This window comes from Candidatus Brocadia sapporoensis, from assembly GCF_001753675.2.
GTDB lineage: Bacteria > Planctomycetota > Brocadiia > Brocadiales > Brocadiaceae > Brocadia > Brocadia sapporoensis.
The window spans coordinates 1-20,197 of sequence record NZ_MJUW02000117.1 but is presented as its reverse complement, the minus strand read 5'-3'; the positions used below and the strand labels follow the sequence as shown (position 1 = coordinate 20,197).

Below are 20,197 nucleotides of genomic sequence, written 5' to 3'. Positions count from 1 at the left end.
CGAGATGAAAGGCGCCAAGCATGTTATTTCTCTTAAAGGTTGAAATAAAACAGATGCCCCAGATGCCGGTAAAGGACTTTCTGGGTTATGTGATAAAAGAGTGGGAATATTTTTCGCGTTATCAACGGCGGGGAAAAATTCTGGCCGGAGGAAAGCTGGCGGGCAAACGGGGGGCTGCTGCTATTATTGACGCTGAGTCCGGCGAGGAAATGGATGAAATCGTTGCAAAGTTACCCCTCTTCCCGTTTTTTACTGATATAGAAATTACACCCCTTGTTCCGATGGAAAAGGCACTGCTTGACACACAGAGGATCCACTCCCTCATGAAATAAAATATTGCATATCACGATCTACTGGAAAAAAGCAGGTTGGCAAGGGATGCAATGTATAAAAATATCGAGTGGTTATGTAACGCGTCGTTATAATTACACCACGAAAGCCCCGATATCGGTAAAAGGATATTGGGGCTTTTTGTTTTTATAAACGTGTTCCTCTTTTTATCGCAATAGATTATTAGTTAAACGTTGTCAAGTGTCAATGTGCACCGCGCGAAGGATGAGACTTGCGTGTTGAGGAATTGGTCACAGAGAAAAAATGTGGGTGGCTCCGTTTTTTTGTCCCTGAGGTTGAAGCCGATCGGGTTGTGGAGCCGAAAGCGGTTGTTTTTTGTCTTGTCCGCCGTGCTGTAGTCTGTTTATGGCTTTGCTGTGTCTGGTGATGCGAAGATGCCGTCTTCTGCGCAGGTGCATTGTAGTTGAAGTTCTTCAGGGTCCGCCGTTCCAGTTTAACGCCAAGGGCGTTCTCTATGGTGCGCACCATAGAGGCGTCTTCCCGAGTAATGAGCGTAAAAGCATCTCCGGTTTTGCTTGCACGGCCGGTACGACCAATGCGATGGGTATAAGCTTCGGCGGTATCGGGTATGTCGTAGTTAATTACATGGGAGATCTGTGAAACATCAATACCACGAGCAGCGATATCGGTTGCCACCAGTATCTTAAAAGACCCGTCACGGAAACCATCGAGTGCAGCTTGTCGCTGGTTTTGCGATAAATTACCCTGCAGCGAGGTTGCACGGTAGCCCGCTTTTCCTAAGTGCCGTGCTATCTGTCTGGCGCGATGCTTGGTACGGGTGAAAACGAGTACAGACTCTGTATCGGTGTGGTGCAAAATCTCCATCAGCATTGCAGTTTTCAGGTGTTGATCGACCGGATATAACGCATGTGAGACGGTGGTTAATGGTACGGTGTGGTCGATTTGTATAGTAACCGGGGTACGCAAGATGTCGTGTGCCAGATGCCGGATGTCGGAAGGCATCGTGGCCGAGAAAAACAGTGTCTGCCGCTGCGCCGGCAGGTGCCGTAATATCTTCCGTACATCGGGCAGAAAGCCCATGTCGAACATGCGGTCTGCCTCATCCAGCACGAGAATTTCTATCGTTGATGTATTGATCGTGCCCTGTCTGATATGGTCGAGGAGACGACCGGGGCACGCTACGGCAATTTCCGCACCGCTCCGCAGTTTCTGGATTTGTGGGTTTATAGCCACACCCCCATAAATAGTAACGCTGCTTAATCCTGTTTGCCCGCCCATTTCTCCGATCGTGTCATGTATTTGCTCTGCCAGCTCACGCGTGGGTGCAATTATGAGGGCGCGAAGACGTCCGCGTGGCCCTTGCATCAAACGCTGTAAAATCGGTAACACAAATGCAGCGGTTTTGCCGGTTCCGGTCTGAGCCAGGGCCATAATATCATGTCCCTGAAGAATCGGCGGAATAGATTGAAGTTGTACGGGCGTGGGAGTAGTGTACCCGGCCGCCTGCACACCAGCCGCTATGTGCGGATGGAAATGAAATGATTTAAAATTCACGAAAACTCCTTATAGTTAAAATATGAGCCAGTTCACGGCCCTCTGATAAATGATAGCCCAAGTCCTGTTTGTGGTACCCAGAACGAATCAGCCGCGATTATTCAAAAGTTGGGGGAGACAATTTGAATGTGTGCTATAAACCAGTATTTTGGGTCAGAGACTCTTGTCCGGTCTGATTGATATTGGGAAACCACGAATAGCCAATTATCTACTTCAGTTAGCGACTATTCCGTAGTTCTGCCCATACTACCGAACACAATGTTCAATGAGTATAAGGTATGAATGGTTACGAATTGCTGTTTCTGCGTAGCAGGTAATCTGAATCTGAAATACCTGATAACAATGCCGCTTAACGATTAAAGTATAAGCTTATTATACAGAAAAGTTCCGGGAATAAAACAAAATACTAAAATATATTTTCTGCTGAAACAGGTATAATTACATTGAATAGACGAGAATATTATCGATATAATATTATTTTAAAATTTGACAACTTTTGTCTCGAAACTACCAAGACACCCCCCAAGCCCTCTTGATAGAGATGAATTCGTGTTTCGGTAATTTTACGGCAAATATGAATTTCTTATAAATACCATCTTAGCCTTAAATAATGCATAAGCATTTAAATCTCCTCTTTCTTGCAACCGAAAATTTGTTACGGCACAGGACAAAAACCGTTGTCGTTTGCCTATGCATTATTGCTATTCTCACGCCTTTTATAACAGCTATTGCCATTTCAGAAGGGATTCGTTCACAATCACTCAACTCCGTAAACGCCGGCGCAGATCTCTATCTGACCTCTGACGAATTTGGCAGGAATGCAGCTATTTCTCTGAAATATCTGGATGAAATTAAAAAAATCTTTGGGGTAACAAAGATAGTACCGCGGATTGTCGGGCGGGGATTTTTGCAAAATAAGCTGACAGTTATTGTTGGTATCCATAAGGAAGATATCCCTGAACCAGTAACCTGTATTTCAGGCAGGGTATTTGAGAATACAAATGAAGTGATTGTTGGACATGAATTGGCAAAGTACTTCCATCTAAATATCGGTGACCAGTTTAGTATGCGCTGCCAGCAGCGTAAGGTCTTTACTGTTGTGGGCATCTTTTCTGCTGATTCCGGTATCTGGGGGGCGTCCATGATATTCATGCCTTTCAACGATGCAGGTGACTTGTTTGGTAAAGAGAACGTTGCTACAGATATTCAAATTTATAGCCTGCCGGGGCACAATTCTGAGATTGCGACCGATCTGTATGATATATTTCAGAACGAAGCCTACAGGCTGCAAGACAAACAGATGATAGAATTATATGTTAAAAAAGGATTTATGCTTAAAGAAGGTGTCTTTAGTGCCTTATATATTGTGGCTATTGCCCTTGGTGTGCCCGCCATTCTGGTTACCTCAGGTTTCGGATTGTCTGAACGCAAAAAGGAGGTTGGCATAATGAAGGCAACGGGATGGCAGACACTGGAGGTATTAGAACTCATTTCCTTTGAACAATTACTCATCAGCCTTTTGGGCGCCACGATTGCCATCGTATTAGCCATTCTCTGGGTCAGAGGTTTTCGCGGTGCGTTTATCGCTCAATTTTTTATTGCAGAGATAACCATGTTGCCTAATTTTGCTCTTCCTGCAAGGTTTTTACCCCTGCCCTGTTTCATCAGTTTTTTCTTTGCTTTTCTCCTGACCATGGTTGGAAGTATCTATTCTTCGTGGAGGGCATCAACAGTATCACCGGTTGTGTCGTTGCAATCATGATCCGGACAGAGAATCTTTGTAAATCCTACGGCCATCATTCACAATACGAGGTACGGGCTATTCATGATATTAATGTAAACATTGCTAAAAATTGTTTTGTGGTATTTAGAGGTCCATCTGGTTCCGGAAAAACTACCCTCCTGAATATTATAGGTACGTTGGATAGGCCCACTGCTGGTAAGGTGTTCCTGTATGACAAAGAGATTACTTCGTTTTCTGATATTGCATTCGCACGGCTGCGGCGCGAGAAGATCGGCTTCATCTTTCAAAATTTTCATCTGATTCCAAGACTCACGAGCTGGGAAAATGTTGCTTATCCGCTTATTCCGTTAGGGATCAGTTTAAAGGAACGTTTTGAAAGGGCACAATTTTTTTTAGAGAAGATGGGGCTTGGTGATCGATTAAGCCACACTCCGGAGGAACTCAGCGGTGGGCAACAACAGCGTGTGGCTATTGCACGGGCGATGATAAATGATCCTGAAATTATTATTGCTGACGAACCAACATCAAACATTGATGAAGAAACCAGTGCGCATATATTACAATATTTTGAAGAACTCAAAATCCGTGGTGTAACCATTCTCGTTGCCACCCACAGTGCGATTTTTGAAAAGATTGCCGATACCGTCTATAAAATGAAAAACGGCAGGATTGAATGATTATCAATATTTACACCCTGATCATGTTGTTTGTCGCCTTTTTGTCTCTCTTCCTTGGCGTATTTTTATTTTACGCCACTATAAAGATGTTGCTTGGTTTTAAACCAACGGTACCGTTAGAGACAAAAAATACTTATGAGCAGGCTGGTTATCTGGTCTTTCTCACAGCATGTGTAATTCTGTCGGTGAGGATGCTTGCCTGGCCATGGTTCTACTTCATGCTTCAGAGTTTTGTGCCTGAGGTGCCCGGGGCAATGTGTATGTTTGGCGTTACGCAAATTCTCCCGTTTACGGTTACCTTTTTACAGATCATTAAGCCCATCTCTTTTTTTATCATGGGTGGCTGGCTGCTGTGTTATTCTGTTGACAAAGCGGTTCCTACGTCTCCGCTCATCAGGAGGAACTTGTATTTTCTTCTCATCGCTTGTATCGTACTGCTTATCGACAGTATCACCGACATCTCTTATGTGCTTCGGATGAAGCCCCTGATGTCCGTATCATGCTGCGCCACGTTTTTTGATGTACCCCTGAGACCTTCAGCTATGATCCCGCTGGCCGTCTTTGGCAAGCATTTTCAGGAGATTTTGTTTGTCCTCTATTACCTGATAAATATCTTTTTAGTTATTTTACTATTTGTAATGCTTTCCAAAAAATGGCTTTTCTTCACAGCATTTACCAGGAAGATTATCCTCTCTGGTCTTACGGTAGCAGGGGTTTTCAATGTTCCGGTAGTTATTTATGCATTCATTGAAAATATCGTTCCGAGACTCATGCAACTCCCTTATCATCATTGTATATATTGCTTTATGGGTAAAGGAGTGGTGCCTGACGCACCGATTATACTTGGATTATTTGTGATTGGCACTTTTGCCATTGGATGGGTGGGCATCTTACGGATGCTCTGCATACAAGCAGAAACGCAATCTATTACGGAACATCTTATAAAGAAGATAAATGGTTTGTCTATCTTTTGCCTGCTGGCTTCTCTTGTGATGGTAACGATACATCTGTTATTTACCTGATTCATGTTAGCTGAGTGGCATGGGCAAACTTGTTTGTCCGTAAAATATAAATAGCGGAAATTTGCTTAAGTAATCTCGCCGGGTTTTCATATGAAAAATAAATTGTGGGTCGGACTCGTTATTAGTATTGCAGTTGCGTTTATAGGGGTAACATATCAAAAATTTTTAAAAAACCCTCACTGTGCCTTTGACGGTTCTGCAGTGCCACCTATTTATGAGGTGGATATTGTCCTTAAGGATCATTCAGTAAAAAGATTTTGTTCAATCTATTGCGCCGTACAATGGTTTAAAAAGAATAATCAACGGATTGATCATGTTCTCGTTACTGATGAAATCAGGGGCACAAAGCTCGATTCATACATAGCCTATTTTGTTAAGAGCGAACTTATTACAAACGAGACGAACAAAAATCGTATCCATGTCTTTCAGCAGCGACAGGATGCCCTCACCCATGCAGAAAAATTTCGTGGAGAGATAACTGACGATCCATTTACCATAGATGATTAATGAACCGTTTCGTTACTGAATAATTGTCGTAGTGCCTGCCTGATTAAATGCCTGTCGTAATCCAGACTAACTGCTGCAGATGATTTGCTGTTTAATTATGCAACGAAATAACGAAATTAACAACATTCCCCGTCGAATGCTTACCATTTATATATCTGGCATTTTTTGTATTTTATCATAAGTCACAAGAATAACATTTGTTACAAATTATTTGTTATTTTTAGCTGTAAAAGGTACATCTGTCGCTAGTGTTTTAATAGTTATTTTCAATTATTTTCCAGATTGAGATCGTGTGTCAATAAATTGTTAGGGAAATGGAGTTAATAAAACATATGGAAGAGATATTTTCAGTGGCAGTTACGGAAGTAAGGAGATTTACGGATTGGATAAAAAAGAGGGGGGGGACCTCAGCGGAGAAAAAGGGCATTCGCCGGCATAAATTTACTCCTCACAGAGAAGACGAAACGCAGGCAAATCTTTCCATAATCGGGCCGGAACCATCGACTCCGCTCTCAGACATTTACGGCAGGATTGAATCCTTGTAGTTTGCGGTACGGATGGTACGTTTGCTCTGAATTAAAGATTTCTGAGGAATGCAATAAAAGCTATTGCTATACCAAAAACAATGCGATAGTATCCAAACCATTTAAAGCCGTGTTGCTTTAGAAAGCCGATAAACGTTCTGATGGCAACCATGGCCACAAGAAATGCCACAAAACTCCCAAAGACAAGGATGGCGGCATCGTGTTTTTCGATAGTCTGGTAAGTATCCATCATCTCCTTTGCGCTGGCCCCCAGCATGGTTGGAACGGCGAGAAAAAAGGAAAATTCGGCAGCGGTTCTCCTATTAAGCCCCACCGCCATTCCACCGATGATCGTGGCTGCTGCCCTCGATATCCCGGGAATCATCGCAATACATTGAAAACAGCCGATTCGTAAGCCCTGGAACCATGATATCTCCTGTTCCTCCGTCCCTTCAGCATGCCGAAACCATCGGTCGGTAAAGATCAGGATAATTCCCCCAAAAATCAGTGCGGCAACAACTACCCAGATATTTTCCAGTAAAAGATCGATATGGTTTTTCAGAAAAAAACCTGCAACTGCGGCAGGGAGAAAGGCAAAGCCGAGCTTCAGGTAAAACCGGAAGGAGGTGAAAAATTTTCTCCAGTATAATACTACTACAGACACAATTGCACCAAGCTGAATGACGATTTCAAAATTCTTGGTAAGCGCATTATTGCTGATGCCCATAAAGGTAGAGGCAATGACCATATGGCCGGTGGATGAAATTGGCAAAAACTCAGTAACCCCTTCGATAATTGCAAGAATCAACGCTTCGATATAAGTCATTTTTTATTTCCTTTATTCATGTAGGTCAATTATTGGAATGTGTGCCATTTGCCATTATACGGGCATCAGATTTCTGCCGGCAATCTTAGCTCCCAACTTCCATGATATGGTAACCTGCTTTCTCTCCTGCTTGGTTAATTCGGTATACAAAGCAAGCGAATCACCTCCGGATGATACGCTTTTACAGATAGCCTCTGCTGCAGATAGGCCGGTCGATAATGCGCATGAAATCCCTTCACCAAAGGCATTGAGAAATCCCGCTGCTTCACCCACCAGAAATACATTTCCTTTTCCCAAATAAAACCTGTCTGTTGTGCACATATCATTACCCAGGCAGGCAGTTTTTCTTATCAGCTTTGTGAGCCGTAAGCCAAATTTATTTTCCAGCATTTTTGTGTAGTGATCCAGACAGAAAGAGAGTTTATTACCCATTTTCACCGCAGTGCCAAAAACCTGCAGCCCGTCCTTCATGCTGAACCATGCATATACATCACCGTATTGAGAGTTGAGGAAACCGTGATAAAAATAGGGGTCTATATCGGAATAACCTTCATAATAATTCTGATATGCGATAAACCATTTTAGGCTTTTTTCAAACGGTGGATCTAGTCTGCTCCTGATTAACGATTGGCTGCCTTCAGCGCTTATTAAGTATTTACATTTTATTTCTTTCTTTTCATTTCTGTTTGTGTGATAACATTCCAGGGATACATGATGGTTTGAATCTGTAAATCCCGTTACATTCCAGCAATCCAAAACCTCCGCCCCGGAATTTTTAATAAGCCAGTAATCATATTCGGATCGCCATATGTTGGGTGCACCATTGCCATCTTTACTAAACGGCCAGTCAGTAAAATATTCATTATTATCCCAGAACCTTACCCCTTTTAAAAAATTCGGCGCCGCGTACGCGGAATGTGGAATTTGACCAAAATATTTTTTTGTGATCTCTTGCGATTTTTTGAAGATAATGCCGGAACAGATCTTATATCGGGGAAGTTTCTTTTTTTCGATCACGAGGACTTTCAATCCTCCATTTATCAATCCCCTGGCTGCTGCAGCGCCAGATGGCCCGGCCCCGACAATTATCACATCGTATTCAAGCGTCAACTCGGAAGGTCTCCCAATTTGTGGAACAGAATTTATAAGTTCCTGATAGGGCGGTGCACGGTAAGATAACCCCATCAAAAATGATAAAAGGATCATTTGCTTACGAGTATAAAACAAAACATACCATTTTTCTATCATATTTATAGGTATTCGAGAAATACACCACTGCAGGTTACTGCAGAAGTTAGGACTTCCATTTGCATAGATATTAAACACAACGGTAGATTGTTATCAATTTCATACAATTGATAAACTGTTCGTTCGAAAATACGTCTAAAAAGAAAACAACAGCGTTTGAAAGTTCGACATATACCATATCAGGCAGCTATTATTATCACCTTAGGGGTGTACCTTTATTATCTTATTTATCGTATTCGATATACGATAAATCCAGAATCTTTGATTCTTTCCCTGAGTTTTCTTTATGCAGAAGCGCATGGTTTTCTTGCCCTGTTTCTCTTTTTCTTTCAAATATGGCAGCCTGCGGCGAGAAAGGCCCCTCCGCCCAACTTTGGATTATCTGTAGATGTATACATTCCTACCTATAATGAAGATATTTCAATTCTGCGTAAAACGGCACTTGGTTGTGTTAATATGCGGTACCCACATACAACGTATATTTTAGATGATGGGAATCGCCCGGAATTAGCAAAGATTGCTGAAAGTTGGGGTTGTAAATACATTACCAGGCAGGAGAGAAAAGATGCCAAGGCTGGGAATTTAAATAATGCGCTTCGCAGTACTAACGCAGACTATGTTGTTATCTTTGATGCTGATTTCGTTCCTCAACCGAATTTTCTCGACAAAACGATTGGTTATTTTCGGGATCCAAAGGTCGCCTTCGTTCAAACCCCTCATAACTATTACAATGTTGATTCATTTCAATTCAGGATTAATAAGAAAAAAGAGCAGTTCTGGAATGAACAGGATATCTTTTATAAGCTCATGATGCCATGCAGAGATTATTGGAATTCTACTTTTTTTACTGGCAGTGCTGCCGTATTCAGAAGGCAGGCTTTAGAAGATATTGGCGGTATTGCTACGGGAAACATCACGGAGGACATCAACACGACGATCCTGCTTTATTCGCGTGGCTGGAAGGGAATTTATCATAATGAGGTCCTGTCAAACGGACTTGCTGCAAAGGATCTGAAAAACTACCACACCCAGTTACTTCGCTGGGCTGAAGGGAATATCGGGTTGTTGTTTGTGAACAATCCTTTGTTTATCAAAGGTTTAACGTTTTCTCAGAGAGTATGTTTTTTTGCCGTTATTTTTGGCTGGCTTATAGGTTTTCCAAAACTCATCTACTTTATTTTGCCGCCCATTATGCTCCTCTCCGGAGGTTATCCTATCGGATCATTTGATTTTTGTTTCATATGGAGATATGCGATGTTCCTTGGTGTTATTCTCATAGGATTCAAATTCGCCTGTCGTGGATATGGCAAAATACGATATGACGAGTCTTACCTTATGATGAATTTCTTTATCTTCATTAAAGCAGCTTTGAAGAATATTTTACGAATGAGATCGGTGTTTAAAGTTACCGGGAAAGGTTTGCAGGCATCTGCCAATCTTGTGGAAATTATTCCTCAGTCTCTTGTATGTCTTATCTGTTTTGGCGGAATAGCTTGGGGGTGGTTAAAACTCTATTATGGTGTATCACCGGATTTTATGGGTATTGGTGTTGCTATCTTTTGGAGCTTTGTGAATGGGTTTCTGGCAATATCTGGAATTGAGCTGGTAACAAGGCCGTACTTTAAACGTAAAGAGTTCCGATTCGTCGGCGCCATTCCGGTGCGGTATTCAATACCGTCCGTTTCCGATTCGATAAGCAACGTAGGAGTTAGCAGAGACCTTAACGAACATGGTATTTCTTTGGTCACGTTCAGTCCCTTGCCAATGGACAAAAAAATCTCGCTTTCTCTCTACCTGAACGAAAATATTTTGTCATGTAATGCCACCGCTCTTTATACAGCTCATGAAGGTAATATGCCTAATTACCTTCACAATAAAATGTTTATTTACGGGCTGAAGTTCGAAGATTTAAGCAGAGATGAAATGGATCTGATTAACAGATACTGCTTTGACACCATCATTCCCAGATTTCTTCAGAAGTTTGGGAAAAAATCATCCGTATTCTTAAAAATATTTTATAAGTTTTGCAATCATGAGCGATTCCGGAAACATGTTAGAAAAAAAATAACGATTCCTCTCATTATTTACAATAATGGTAAACCTTTTCTTACCGCGGTTACAAATGATATTAGTGTTGTGGGTCTTTCGTTTACGAGTTACGTGCCATTAGAGTCGGGCACGATCCTGAGTATGGAGATCTTTACTCCATTTGGAAAATGTTTTGTGGAAGGTGAGATAAAACAGATGAGGGAAATTGTGGCTGAGAATTCTTATTTCGTTGGCATTAAATTTTCTCACTTTTTCCGCAATCAAGAATATGTTTGTTCAATGTCTGTCAGGAAGGATGATAAGGAGAGCCTTGAAAGGTGGTTGAAAATAGTTGCAACGGGAAATAATTAAAGAAAATTATGCAAAGAAAGACGCAAATCGGTTTGAAACATTACCTATGAATTCGACCAAACTCATTCGCAGCAAATGGTTCATTGCAACATTCTTTTTCTTCTATTTTGGAATATTATGGGGATTTTTTCAATGGGTTTATAAAAGTGAGATCCTTCTGCGGTCTCTTTACAAGAGTAACGGGCCGCCTGATTCTGACCAGGTCGTGATGCTATACAATTCTATGATGAAAAAGGTACCAGGCCGTCAGGACGTCAATGCATATTATCGTCTTGGGAAAATTCTGACAAAGGCGGAAAAAAGGAAAGAAGCAATAAAAGTCTTAGATAAAATAATCAAAACGACCCCGGAAAATCAAAGGATAAGGTTGTGGCTCGCTATAGAACTTTATAACCAGCAGAGATACAGAGAGGCGGAAAAACATTTTGTTATCCTCCTTCGAAACAAAACTGGGTAATTCTCTTCTAAATAGCCGTCTCTAAATAACTATCTGTTGCAAACATACGAAGACAACATCTTCTTTGCATTTCCTTGCATATTTAAGCATAATCAAAATAATTCAACAACTATACAAATTCCTTGAAAAGCTCAAATGTTTCTGGTAGTCTACCCGCTCTGTTTGTCTTGGTCTCTATGTTTTCCTGAGCAAAAGTGTTTAACGGATAACATCAGTCCTTATGAAATACTATCAGAAAATCCTCCTTCTTGTAATATTCTGTGAAAATACAAAAAGCAGAAATAAGTAAAAAGATACGGTTGTTTTTTATTGCGGGAATTTTGATTTTTTTGAACCTTAAGGCCCCCGTTTCCGCACAGGAAGAGAAGCAAGATGCCGCAACACTCCTACTGATGGCTGCACGGAACGCAGCGAAGGCAGGATGGACAAAGAAAGCCATTCAGCGGTACGAAACCTACCTCATAAATTATCCCGAAGATCATATTGTTGAGCTGGAATTTGCTGATTATCTGCAGGAGAAGGGGCAAGGTGATAAGGCAGAATTTCATTATAATATTTTAGTGCAAAAGATGGGAAGTGTGGCTCCCGGGCAAAAGGATTTTGCCAAAAAACTTCTGCTGAGTGCAGCCAGAAATGCCATAAAAAATAAGAATAACGACCGTGCTATAGAGTATTATAAGCAGACGCTATTATATGACGGGAGAGATTCAAAGGTTGTCGAGGAAGCAGCCGGGGTCTTGGCTGGGTTGGAAAGATTTGAAGAAGCCCTTGAATTGTGTGAGAAGGTCTTATTTCAAGATCCACAAAATACGGAAGTAGTGGCTCTCAAAACCAATCTATTAGTACGTTTGAAGAAATATGCAGAAGCAGAGGAAATACTTGCAAAAGTTCCCGATAAAGAAAATGATCTGAAATTGCAAAAACTTTCCGCAGATGTTGATGCATGGTCGGGAAATTACGACAAAGCAATTGAAAAATATCAAATACTGCTTCAACAGTTTCCTGAAAATCGTGAACTGTGGACTCAACTGATTAAAGTATTGTCATGGGCCAAGAAATGGCCTTTACTCCTGAATACTATACAACTGGGAAAGAACCATATTGAAATTACCGATGACATCCGCGCCCTTTTAGTTGATGCGTACTTAACCGTGGGGAAAGAAGAAAAGGCAATTGATGTATGGAAAACAATCAGCAGAGAATCCGATGTCTGGAGAACTTCTGCCTTAACGATGGTGGACAAACTCCTTTCTCAGAGAAAACTTGCGGCAGCAACAAATATCCTCGAAAAAATTGTGTCTTACAGCAAACCCGTCCCCGAAATTTACCTGTTAGCAAAACTGGCAATTCTGTATGCCTACCGGGAAATGCCAGGAAAGGGATTTGAAATCCTAAACCAAATTTCCGTCTCTCCTCAATCAAAATCCATTCTTGAGGCCACAAAAGCTGAAATATTTACTTTAACCGGGCGATATGATCATGTGTTATCAATCCTCCCGACGCTGGAAGGAGGAAAAGAAATCGGACTACGTTTGCAAATGTTGGAGTTGGAATGTTGTTATGCTCTGGAAAAAGACGAAAGGCTCCTGGAAAAAACGTCATCCATTTTACAAAAATTGCCCCGTGAAGAAATGGTTGATAGGTCTAAGGTGTTGACGTTGTGCATTCTTTCTCAAATACGTTTGGGACTTTATGAAGAAGCCAATGCAGAAATTGAATTGTTGGCAAAAATAGGTAGAAAAGATGTCTGTCCGGCAATTCTTACGGCCTTATTGCTGGCTGCAGAAAGACAACTAGAAGCGTATGAAAAAGCGAATCGGGATTTGGGTAAATTATTATCGGAGCTTACAGTTGAAACAGAAATGGTAAGACCCCAACTCCTGGATGAAGTGACACTTTCCGCATGGAAAATTGCTGATGAGATGTCTATGCACCAAAATCCGGAAGTAGGGACTCAATTGGCGAAGGCTGAGTTTAAGTCTGGTAATTTTCAGCAATCGTTAAAGCTATACATGGAACTGGATAAAAACAAAAAAGACCCGGCGTGTAAACTTGGTATAGTGGAATGTTATCTGAATCTGAATAATTCAGAGGAAGCAAACAGAATATTTAATGAGATTCAATTGCACAATTTACCGGAAAAAGAAATAGCACGATACTTTGAGACCATAGTTAAGTTGAAAGATAAAACAGCGCTTATGGCCGGATTGTCAATGTTTCCGGATGATATTGCACAAAAGATCCCTATCAAAGCGATCATGGCAATTGCAAACATTCAATCTGGTGATCGCGCAATTGCGGATGAAGATATAAGCCAATATCTTACAAATCAACAGGAAAATCTTGCCATCTTTCAAGCAATTATAGAAAGAATAGGATATTTCGATAGAGAGAGACAAAGTCAGAACTATAAATTTGCAAAGGATTGGTTATATCAGGCGGTTGAACAGTTTCACAGTGACACAGGACTTCGGTATCAGTATGCGAAATTGCTGGCCACTCACAATGATTATGAATTAGCCAGTGATCAATTCCTGGTGCTTGAAAAGAATGACCCAACCGATGTGAGGGTCATACGATGGCTGGCACAGGTAAAAGCCTGGAGGCAAGAATATGATGATTCGATAAAGTGGTACGACGAATATCTCAGAGAACGTCCATCCGATTTTGAGCGACGCCGTGAAGTAGCAAGGGTATATGGCTGGGCATTGCATTTTCGTGAGGCAAATGAAGCCTACAAAAAGCTTTGCGAGGATTACCCGGAAGATTATGAAACACCCGTGGAATGGAAGGCAAAAAGGAATAATTGGTTAGGAAGAAAACGGACTGCAGCATCGTTTTATAGCATGCTGACAGAATGGCATCCTGAAAACACCGAAGCGTTGTTTGACTTAGGCCAAATGTACTCCCAGCTTAATTTGAGTACACCGGCAGAAGAAGCATATCATAAAATACTGGTAGCTGCACCAGAACACAATCGCGCACAGTTTGCTCAGGAATCGGAACAATGGAGACGCAGGCAGTCAGTATGGCTGAAACAATCATATATCCATCAAAAAGGTAGTGGTGATAATTACGGGAATTATGAGATTACCATGTTCAGAACGGATGCCGCATATGCTCCCGCAAGGATTTCTGAGGCTATGGACTTGTCTCTGGGTCTTGGGCATACGATATTTAAATTCACAGAACACGGTGGTTCGTCGGCGGAGCATCTCACCTTACGGTTAAATAAATATTTTGAGAAAGGGATATCAACCTATCTTAATGGAGAATTGTCCACGTATTCCGAGGAGCGTCATGAAACAGCACAGTTTGAGGCTGGCGGTGCCTATCGTTTTTATGACATGTTTGATGTTACATTATTAGGCGGGCGGAAGGATGTCCTGCAAAATTTTAATACCCTGGAGAATAGCAGGGGACGTTACTACACGGGCGGACGTTTTGCCTGGGATGTATCTCAACGCATTGATATCTTGAGTCAGGTTAAAAAGTATTGGTATAATGATGGTAATAATGGTATCGAGGATTATACCGCCATCGGTTATAAACTATCGTTATATCCTAAAATTCTGAAAATTGTCTTAGAAACCTATGGATTTGACATGCATTCACGAAAGGATGAATATTGGTCTCCTCATAATTACCGGAAGTATATGGGGGGGGTTATTTGGAGACATTATCTGGGAAAGGAGCATTTCAGCGGCGCCAAAAAAATGTACTATGAGGTTGCCGTAAAACAAGGTGTGGATTCAAGCGGTGTTGATTTTACTGAACCGAAACTTGAATTTGGATGGGATGATCAGAGACGATGGAATATAGGACTTGAAATAAAGCCTGTGCGGTCAACGGTTTTTGATGAAGAACAGGCTGTTTTGTTTTGTAACATTCGTCTCTAAAAAGGACTCTGTTTAAATGTGAATTTCCATGCTATCGAGTTATCATAAGATTGTTTTCGTTATCGGTATCACTTGCCTCTTCTTTCATGGCTGCTCCGGTGTGAAAATACCTGCTGAAAAGCAATTAGAAATCTGGTGGAAATCATACAAAAAACACTTTCTTCTTCCTGACGGACGCATTCAACGTCCGGAACATGCATGTGACACGGTAAGTGAAGGACAAGCTTATGCGATGATATCCTCTGTTTTTATAAATGACAAAAAGACGTTTGATTTGATTTTTCATTGGACAGAGGACCACCTGAGCAGGGGTAAAAAATATGGAGACCATCTCCTTGCCTGGCATTGGAAAAATGGGGATGTCGACGACTGGATGCCAGCATCAGATGCCGATTGTGATTATGCCTTTGCTTTATTGCTAGCTTCACGCCAGTGGAATGATCAGGGGTATCGCGAAAAAGCTATGCAGATAATCAACGACATCATGGGGCATGAGACGGTGCGGGGGGGAGATAATCGTCTTTTTTTACTGCCGGGATTATGGGGTAATGAAACGAATGGGTACCTTATACAAAACCCATCTTATTATAATCCTGCAGCTTTCCGTCGGTTTTATGAAACGACGCGAGACAACCATTGGTTGCATTTAGTTGAGACGAGCTATTGGCTTTTCAGCCAGGCAGGTGTCCGGTTAGATACAGTAAATGGTTGCGGTTTGATACCGGACTGGTGTATGGTAGATGTTCATGGAAATATTTTAAAAGTCGAAGACAGATCAGCTGATTACGGGTGGGAGTCGGTTAGGATTCCCGTGCGGATAGGGCTTGACATACTCTGGTATAAGACAGAAGAGGGAAACAGAATTATTGCGAAGATGTATCAATTCCTGCAATCCTCATTTTCTCGGACAGGAGAAATAAAGGCAGCATATTATTATACAGGAGAGCCGTCTGTGGCATACGGTGGTTTAGCTTCAGATGCGATATTGTATTTTATGGCACAAATATTGGTTGATAAATCAGATGCAATAAAAATCTCTTTTAAAAAACGACTGAATGAAAAAGTTTTTCTTCAAAACTATTATGGCCAAAGCATGGCATTTTATCCTCTTGCGTTGGAAAGAGGGATTTTGAAGAAACTATAGTTTTAACCAACGGGCGTAGCAAAAAAGATTTACAATGTAATTCAAATTTATCTGTTCTATTTAAGTGTTATAAAACCCTTATTCTTTACGAAGACACTAACCGGTTTATTTGTTTCTAAAAACTCTTCCATAAGCGTCATAAATTCTAAAACAGATCGAACCTCTTTTGTTCCCACTTTTGTAATTACGTCACCAGGTTGAATACCTGCTCGGTCCGAAGAACTGTCTGTTTCTACATCAACAACCAGAACTCCCTGATCATCCTCGATCCCTAAAGATTTTGCAATTTCAGGAGTTAGATCATTGACTACCAGACCTAAAGAAAATTTCGAAGGTTCGTCGAGTTTCCGAATGGCAATATACGTTTTACCCCCTAAGTCCTGGGGTTGACGCTCTACCAGTACTTCTAGTGCACTTTCGGCACCGCTACGCATAACCCTTACAATGACAGTCGCATCCACCTTTGCCCGACGGATAGCATGTTGAAGGTCTATAGTATTCTCAATTTTTCTTCCACCTATTTCAAAAATTACATCACCAGGGGAGATGCCGGCCTTTGATGCAGGGGTATCACTCCACACCTCAAGAACAAACGCTCCTTTCTCTGACGGTAAGCCAAATCGGCTGGCAATTTCTTTTTTGTCCTTAAGGCCAAGTATTTTTGCTAACTCAGTATTAATATCGTGTGTTCCGACTCCTAGATACCCTCGCACCACAGCCCCTGTGGCCATAATGTTTTCAACGGTTTCTTTTACAATACTGGCAGAGATTGCAAATCCTACTCCCTGGAATCCGCCTGATCGGGTTGCTATAGCCGTATTCACCCCAATTAACTCACCTCGAAGATTTACCAGCGGTCCTCCGCTGTTGCCGGGATTAATAGCCGTGTCCGTTTGAAAAAAATCTTCATAAACAAAGGGAATTTCAAAAGGAATAACATGAGTCCTCCCTTTAGCACTAATTATACCTGTAGAAACGGTTTGTTGATATCCGAAAGGGCTGCCTATAGCAATAACCCAATCACCCACCTGAACTTCTTCAGAAGCGCCAAAGGTAATCGGGATAAAACCTTCACCCTCTATCTTAATAACTGCAAGGTCTGTATTCATATCAATACCAATGATTTTTACGTGATTATACTGTTCTCCGTTGTGGGTGACTACCGAGATTTCATCCTCAGAAAAACCGCTGATAACATGGTTATTTGTTAAAATATAACCACGTTCGTCAATGATAATTCCTGAGCCGAGACCTTTTTTGGGCATACTGTCGATGTGAGGTTCATGCTTGGGTGGAAAATTTTGAGATGGCGGTGAAGGTTCTATTTCATTTCTTTTACCCGGGTATTCCTTTTTTTCTGTGCTTAAACTCACTACGGACGGGCTGACGAGTTCTGCGACTTTTCTAAAGGTTAAAATCAGTGGTTTTGTAATCTTTTCGAGATCGAGAAGTTCTTGTCTTAATCTGCTGATCTCATCATTTCCAGTTGCAAAAACAAAATGAACATAAAATAGAGATAAGGCGCTAACGAACGACCACCAAAAAATTAAACCTCGTAAACGTTTCATTTTTTTTCCACGGGAATTTTCAGTTTGTAAATTAAATACCCACTGACAGCAAACATTGATATATTCGTAAAGAACGTTAAAATGACAACTTTTTTCGCAAATATAGGGTTGTTTGTCTTGTATACATTGGTGACGGCGTGAAAAGTTAAGTAGATCATAATAATATATGTCAAACCAATGCCAAAAAGTAAAAGCACTTTTTTGAAGGTCTTCATGTAAGAAACTCAAGTGTCAATATCAATGCGCGTGTAACTTTGCAACTCACCATATCTGCAATTATAATTCAATTATAAATAAAAACAAAAATATTTTTGATGATGCGGGAACTATTTTTAGGTTCTATATGTTTTAATGGGTACAATTGTTCTCCTTTTAGCAAGCTGGTTTTTCGCTTTCCTCCTTTTCTTCGAGAATCAGCTTGCTACCCTTTTTCTTTAAAAATAAACATCGAGAAGTGATCCGACGGGCTCTCTCCGATGTTTTTTTTGCATATCAACGATTTTAGTCAGTTCCGATGTTTGAACATTGTTCGCGATAATTTTCATTTTGTTATTTCCTAATGGCTCTATAGGTATATTACTTTTTTTTTTTATCCTTTCAATAGAGTTTATTAAGTTTGTTCTTTTCAGTTCTTTAGTAGTATGAGTATTATTCACTACGTCAAGTTTGAAATCAGTATGATCCTCGTCTTTCTTCGTTGTATGTATTGACAATCTTTTTATCTGGTTTAAAAGTTTTGATGTATTAGGATTTACATTGTTTATCATGAGACATCTCCTATAAATACCTTATAAACAATTAATGTGCAAACGTAGAACAAGCTATTTCTATACCTAAATATTACTACTTAAGACAAAAACTTTGTATTATAATGTTGCTTTTAGGCCTTTGCGTCAATTCGTTTGAAAACGAGGATCTCGTTTTTTTAACCATTGTGTTATTCGTATCTTACAAAAAATGACATACCGTTTAGCAGATAACAAATAATTTTTTTACACAGAAATTAAATTTGTCCTGTTAATTATGATAAAAATAATTTAAAAAAAGGTTGTTATAAATCGTCATGTATAACAGAATTCCTACAAGTCTATGCAAAATTCGTTGTGAAATTAACCAATCGTATAATTATAGAATGATGAATTGCATTTTCATACAAAAGTCGATATAATTTCCAAAAATGTGTAAAATTAAATTGTATTGGTGACAAGATTAATAATAAAGACAGAATCTTATAAAAACAGGGGGCGAAAGGATTCGACCGGACAAGTTGAGGTACAGGTGGCGTATTGAGGTTGTCAGGCGGCCTCATTAAAAACCTGGCAAAATGATTTAAATGCCGAATATCCAATGGCACTGGCTGCTTAATTAACAGCCACGTTTCATTATTCTTACCTGCGAGATTAATGAAACGACGACTAGCAGGTTAGTTTAGTCCTTTTGATAGGTGGGGGCTGAATGAAACCTTTAACCTAACTGGTCATTGGAAACCCTGTCTATTGGGGTTCTGGATGACGAGACTTAAAAAATAGACTATGTACGTAGAAGCCTATGCTGAAATGTCTAGGGACGCGGGTTCAATTCCCGCCGCCTCCACCAAATAAATCTTTCTTTTGATTTGTTTCGTAAAAAAGAGATCTTTATGACAAAAGGCCGTTAATTCCATTTTTGGATTTAACGGCTTTTTTTGTTGAGGATATACTTTTTGTATCATCGTGGAAATGAGTGAATAAAGTTTGCATTTTTTTATTTCCGGGGTCTTCTAAGTTTTATGTGGGTAAATTTTCATAATTCTGGTAAGAAAGACGATAGTATTTTAAGTTTGAGATATTCACGATCTTTAATACCATAGGCTCTGCGTTGAATAACACAGACTTTGTTATTGATACCTTCAACCAGTCCAGGAGAGACCTTGTTGCTGGAATTACAGTAACTCACGATACTGTCCCCGTGTCGTTCAATCATTTTTACAGATTGGTGAAATGGTTTAAGCCTTGACCATGAAGCTGGGATTTCCCGTTGGTAAAGAATCTTTCGGCGTTGCCGGAGCTTTTGTAATCCCAGAGATTACCAAAGGATTCTTTCAAGAGGTAAGCCCATTGGCTTTGAAAAGCAGCTTCAATGCCCGCTTGCCCTTTATATCCAAATTGGCTTTGTGTGACAGAAGCGTATACTTCTGTCCCTTGATAAATATTCGTTCTTTCTCACTTACACGACGATATTCTTGTTTACGGACTGTGTCCATAGCGTCACCGAGATGGCGAAGGATATGAAATTTGTCGTAGATGATTTGAGCATGGGGAATGTGCTTGAGAGTG

Annotated in this window: 17 protein-coding genes and 1 other RNA gene; 11 read left to right on the top strand and 7 right to left on the bottom strand. The window is 40.7% G+C overall.

Going from position 1 to position 20,197, the window contains the following annotated elements; translation table 11 throughout:
• Positions 1-20 precede the first annotated feature (20 nt).
• On the top strand, positions 21-332 hold the full coding sequence (locus BIY37_RS11890; RefSeq protein WP_070068063.1) for a muconolactone Delta-isomerase: 312 nt from the start codon (positions 21-23) through the stop codon (positions 330-332).
• A 202-nt stretch (positions 333-534) separates the two neighbouring features.
• Here BIY37_RS11890 and BIY37_RS11885 read toward each other — a convergent pair whose 3' ends face one another.
• Entirely contained in the window at positions 535-1,866 is a 1,332-nt protein-coding gene (locus BIY37_RS11885) for a DEAD/DEAH box helicase (RefSeq protein WP_070068062.1), read from the bottom strand.
• Between the two features lie 610 nt (positions 1,867-2,476).
• On the opposite strand from BIY37_RS11885, the gene BIY37_RS11880 reads away from it, so the two are divergent.
• The 5 genes from BIY37_RS11880 (at position 2,477) to BIY37_RS11860 (ending at position 6,361) form a co-directional block, all read left to right on the top strand.
• Positions 2,477-3,628: an ABC transporter permease gene (locus BIY37_RS11880; protein WP_070068061.1), complete on the top strand. Its 1,152-nt coding sequence runs from the start codon at positions 2,477-2,479 to the stop codon at positions 3,626-3,628.
• Positions 3,583-4,287: an ABC transporter ATP-binding protein gene (locus BIY37_RS11875; RefSeq protein WP_230402525.1), complete on the top strand. Its 705-nt coding sequence runs from the start codon at positions 3,583-3,585 to the stop codon at positions 4,285-4,287. Before BIY37_RS11880 ends, BIY37_RS11875 begins: the two co-directional genes overlap by 46 nt.
• Complete coding sequence (locus BIY37_RS11870; protein WP_070068059.1) at positions 4,284-5,309, top strand: hypothetical protein; 1,026 nt, start codon at positions 4,284-4,286, stop codon at positions 5,307-5,309. Before BIY37_RS11875 ends, BIY37_RS11870 begins: the two co-directional genes overlap by 4 nt.
• 90 nt (positions 5,310-5,399) lie before the next feature.
• Positions 5,400-5,816, top strand: coding sequence for a hypothetical protein (locus BIY37_RS11865; protein WP_070068058.1), 417 nt, complete (start codon positions 5,400-5,402; stop codon positions 5,814-5,816).
• Between the two features lie 332 nt (positions 5,817-6,148).
• Entirely contained in the window at positions 6,149-6,361 is a 213-nt protein-coding gene (locus tag BIY37_RS11860; protein WP_070068057.1) for a hypothetical protein, read from the top strand.
• A 31-nt stretch (positions 6,362-6,392) separates the two neighbouring features.
• On the opposite strand, the gene BIY37_RS11855 is transcribed toward BIY37_RS11860, so the two are convergent.
• Both BIY37_RS11855 and BIY37_RS11850 read right to left on the bottom strand, forming a co-directional pair.
• The gene (locus tag BIY37_RS11855; protein WP_070068056.1) at positions 6,393-7,166 is read right to left on the bottom strand and encodes an undecaprenyl-diphosphate phosphatase; all 774 of its coding nucleotides are present in this window, start codon (positions 7,164-7,166) and stop codon (positions 6,393-6,395) included.
• A gap of 54 nt (positions 7,167-7,220) precedes the next feature.
• A complete protein-coding gene (locus BIY37_RS11850) occupies positions 7,221-8,414 on the bottom strand; it encodes an NAD(P)/FAD-dependent oxidoreductase (RefSeq protein WP_070068055.1) in 1,194 nt (397 codons plus the stop codon).
• A 156-nt stretch (positions 8,415-8,570) separates the two neighbouring features.
• Here BIY37_RS11850 and BIY37_RS11845 point away from each other — a divergent pair, with 156 nt between their 5' ends.
• From BIY37_RS11845 to BIY37_RS11830, 4 genes are all read left to right on the top strand, one after another.
• Positions 8,571-10,814 (top strand): glycosyltransferase, encoded by a 2,244-nt coding sequence (locus BIY37_RS11845; protein ID WP_070068054.1) that lies wholly within the window; start codon positions 8,571-8,573, stop codon positions 10,812-10,814.
• 46 nt (positions 10,815-10,860) lie between these two features.
• Positions 10,861-11,271, top strand: a complete 411-nt coding sequence (locus BIY37_RS11840; RefSeq protein WP_143299268.1) for a tetratricopeptide repeat protein — start codon at positions 10,861-10,863, stop codon at positions 11,269-11,271.
• A 260-nt stretch (positions 11,272-11,531) separates the two neighbouring features.
• A complete protein-coding gene (locus BIY37_RS11835) occupies positions 11,532-15,170 on the top strand; it encodes a tetratricopeptide repeat protein (RefSeq protein WP_070068052.1) in 3,639 nt (1,212 codons plus the stop codon).
• A 100-nt stretch (positions 15,171-15,270) separates the two neighbouring features.
• The gene (locus BIY37_RS11830; protein ID WP_179129393.1) at positions 15,271-16,314 is read left to right on the top strand and encodes a family 8 glycosyl hydrolase; all 1,044 of its coding nucleotides are present in this window, start codon (positions 15,271-15,273) and stop codon (positions 16,312-16,314) included.
• 56 nt (positions 16,315-16,370) lie between these two features.
• Here BIY37_RS11830 and BIY37_RS11825 read toward each other — a convergent pair whose 3' ends face one another.
• Together BIY37_RS11825 and BIY37_RS11815 are read right to left on the bottom strand one after the other, a co-directional pair.
• On the bottom strand, positions 16,371-17,882 hold the full coding sequence (locus BIY37_RS11825) for a trypsin-like peptidase domain-containing protein (protein WP_070068050.1): 1,512 nt from the start codon (positions 17,880-17,882) through the stop codon (positions 16,371-16,373).
• A gap of 434 nt (positions 17,883-18,316) precedes the next feature.
• Positions 18,317-18,649, bottom strand: coding sequence for a hypothetical protein (locus BIY37_RS11815; protein WP_070068048.1), 333 nt, complete (start codon positions 18,647-18,649; stop codon positions 18,317-18,319).
• Between the two features lie 473 nt (positions 18,650-19,122).
• Here BIY37_RS11815 and ssrA point away from each other — a divergent pair.
• Positions 19,123-19,478, top strand: a transfer-messenger RNA (tmRNA) gene (ssrA, locus tag BIY37_RS11810).
• Between the two features lie 186 nt (positions 19,479-19,664).
• On the opposite strand, the gene BIY37_RS14420 is transcribed toward ssrA, so the two are convergent.
• On the bottom strand, positions 19,665-19,892 hold the full coding sequence (locus BIY37_RS14420; protein ID WP_420886196.1) for a transposase: 228 nt from the start codon (positions 19,890-19,892) through the stop codon (positions 19,665-19,667).
• Between the two features lie 70 nt (positions 19,893-19,962).
• Positions 19,963-20,197 (bottom strand): transposase (locus tag BIY37_RS14095; protein ID WP_143299267.1); only part of this gene is annotated, 235 nt, incomplete at its 5' end.